This window comes from Nocardia sp. NPDC002869 (assembly GCF_046764065.1).
GTDB classification, from domain to species: domain Bacteria; phylum Actinomycetota; class Actinomycetes; order Mycobacteriales; family Mycobacteriaceae; genus Nocardia; species Nocardia rhamnosiphila.
The window spans coordinates 1-2,513 of sequence record NZ_JBKOOL010000303.1; the positions used below are offsets into that span (position 1 = coordinate 1).

3 protein-coding genes are annotated in these 2,513 nt (G+C 69.0%); 1 reads left to right on the forward strand and 2 read right to left on the reverse strand.

Features of this window, described 5'->3' with window-relative positions:
• Positions 1–67: 67 nt before the first annotated feature.
• Entirely contained in the window at positions 68–1,078 is a 1,011-nt protein-coding gene (locus tag ACLML9_RS28375; RefSeq protein WP_411948370.1) for an iron-containing redox enzyme family protein, read from the reverse strand.
• A 61-nt stretch (positions 1,079–1,139) separates the two neighbouring features.
• On the reverse strand, positions 1,140–1,748 hold the full coding sequence (locus ACLML9_RS28380; RefSeq protein ID WP_411948371.1) for a flavodoxin family protein: 609 nt from the start codon (positions 1,746–1,748) through the stop codon (positions 1,140–1,142).
• Positions 1,749–2,066: 318 nt separating this feature from the next.
• Between ACLML9_RS28380 and ACLML9_RS28385 the strand changes: the two genes are divergently transcribed.
• On the forward strand, positions 2,067–2,474 hold the full coding sequence (locus ACLML9_RS28385) for an STAS domain-containing protein (protein WP_411948372.1): 408 nt from the start codon (positions 2,067–2,069) through the stop codon (positions 2,472–2,474).
• The last annotated feature ends 39 nt before the right edge of the window (positions 2,475–2,513 follow it).

The following is a 2,513-nucleotide window of genomic DNA, read 5'->3' on the forward strand; positions in this document are numbered from 1 at the left end:
GCCCGGGCGAGCAGCCGGGTATCCGGCTGGGGACGGTAGACGCCGGGAACACTGACGAACATCGGACTCACCGCGCCGTGGTCCGCAGCGAACTCTCGCCCGCGCGCCAGCGGTCGAGCATCTGGTCCGCGCACCGGTCCTCGAGGAGATCGGTCGCCTGGATTCCGAAGACCACCGACTCGGCCAGTCCGGGTTCGCGGGCCAGCAGGTCGTCGAGTACCTCGCGGCGCACGACCTGTTCGTGGACGGCGTCCGCGGTCACGTGTTCGCTGTAGAAGTGGACGCAGTCCGGGTGGGCGGAGAACCGCCGCAGCGCCTCGACCATCAGTTTCGAGGCCGGTGAGGAGGTGATCTCCACCGCCGCGAAATGGCCCACGACGGCGCCCCGCAGCGAACGGTGCAGGCCGAACAGCGACATCATGTCGACCAGGGCGAGCATGGAGGCGGGGACGACGTCCAGATAGTGCAGGTAGCCGTCGGACAGGCCCGCGCCGCGCAGCAGGTCGGCGTAGAGCCGGGCGTGGATGCGATCCCCGTGGCCGCCGCCGAACTCGTCGAACTCGATCGCCACCAATCCGGCCTTCGCCCGGCCCCGCAGGCGGGGTATCACCCAGGCCACCGGATCGGCCTCCTTGTGGTGGTAGATCGAGCGCTGGACGAAATACTCGCGCATCTGCCACCAGGAACCGTCGTCGCGCAGCCGGCCCGGGACACCGCCGGCCACGGGGATGGTGAGCAATCGATCCAGTTCCGCGGTGACATCGCCACCTCCGGGCACCTCGGCGCGCAGGGTGGCGAGGAACCGGCGCTCGAGTTCCGCGCGCATCCGCAGCAGTCCCGGGTCCCACTCCCAGTCGGCGTCCACGCCACGGAAGCCCTGATAATGCAGCTCATAGCAGGTGTGCAGAGTCAGCTGGAAATCGTCACCGTAGGGATCGAGATCGTCGGGGACCTCGGGTACCGGCCGTCCGGGTACGTCCCGCAGCAGCGTCAGCACGGCCGCCGACAGCGGGCCGCGGGCCACGGGGAGCAGGGGAGCGCCGACGGCGGTTTCGCGGGGGGTGAGTGTTTCGACCATGGTTCGCCTTTCGCAGGCATCGAACTTCGAATCCCTGGGAGGCAGCGGGACGCGCTGCGCGTTACTCGGCCGGATAGGGCGCTCCGCGCAAGGCTCGGGCGAGATGCGCCGCATTCCGGGCAGCAGTCGCGTTGGTGGAGGCGACCGCGCTGGGGACCTCGTCCAGATCCAGATAGTCGACGCCGCTCATGGCCTCACCGTTCCAGTAGGTTCCGCCCTGTGCGGGCAGGGTGTAGCCGATATCGTTCAGGCCCTGGAACAGGTCGGCGGTGATCTTGTGGGCGCCGTCCTCGTTACCGACCACCGCCGTCAGCGCGACCTTGCCGAACAGGGCGGGCCGTCCCGCGTCGTCGGTTTCCGACAGTTCGGCGTCCAGTCTTTCCAGCACGCGCTGCGCCACCGACGACATATGACCGACCCAGGTCGGGGTCGCGAAGAGCAGGATGTCCGCATCGGTGACGCGGGCCCGGACCGCGGGCCATTCGTCGCCGTCGCCTTCGTCGGCGCTGACGCCCGGACGAATATCGTGATCGACCACCCGGATCACTTCGCCCGCCACATCGTGCGCGGCGAGTTCGTCGAGCACCTGCCGGGCCAGCAGATCGCTGCTGGATTCGGCGGGTGAGCTCTTCAGCGAGCACACCAGTGCCACCGCGGTCAGAGAAGCCATTCCGGAAACCTCCGCCCCTGTTCGGCCGGCCGGTCCGACCCGGCCCTGTGCCTGTGCGCAATAGCCGGTGGCACGGGGGATAAACATCTCCATCCGGGCGCGCGGCGGCGCCGGCGACCGGATATGCCCGGGTCGACGGCGGTGTACACCGTCGGCCGACCGTGCCAGAATGGTCGTCAGGTTGAAAACATGCAGCCGATCCCGGTACCGCGTATCCCTCGGTGCCCGGGTTCGATGAGCGGGACCGGCGCCCGTTCCGAGATCCGCCCGTAGCGCGTACGCCAACCGGAATCCCCACCAGCAAGGGATGGGATTGATATGTCGGTTACCACCGCCCGGTGCCAGGTCGATCAGCAACGCAAGCGCGACCCGCGACCGGTGACCACCGGTCGTATGTGGTCGCGACGCAGTACCGAACACCCCGAATGCGTGGTCGCCCGCGTAGAAGGCGAGTTGGATGCCGTACTACACGAAGAACTGCGCGCCCTGCTCGAGCGGTGCCGCGCCGGTCTGTGCCGCGCCGTGGTGCTGGACCTGCGCGCCACCACCTTCATGAGTATCCGCGCCGCTGTCATCCTCGCCGAGGCCAAGGCCGCGGCGTGGCGGGCCGGGGTCGAACTTCGGGTGGTCAGCGGCCGGAAGGAAGTGGAGCGAGCGCTCGAGGTGGCCGGTGTGCGGCCGCAGTTCGAGTACTTCCCGAGCCTGAACAGCGCACTCACGAGCTGACCCCAGCCCGCGCTCACCCCGCCCCGGCCGATCGATCGG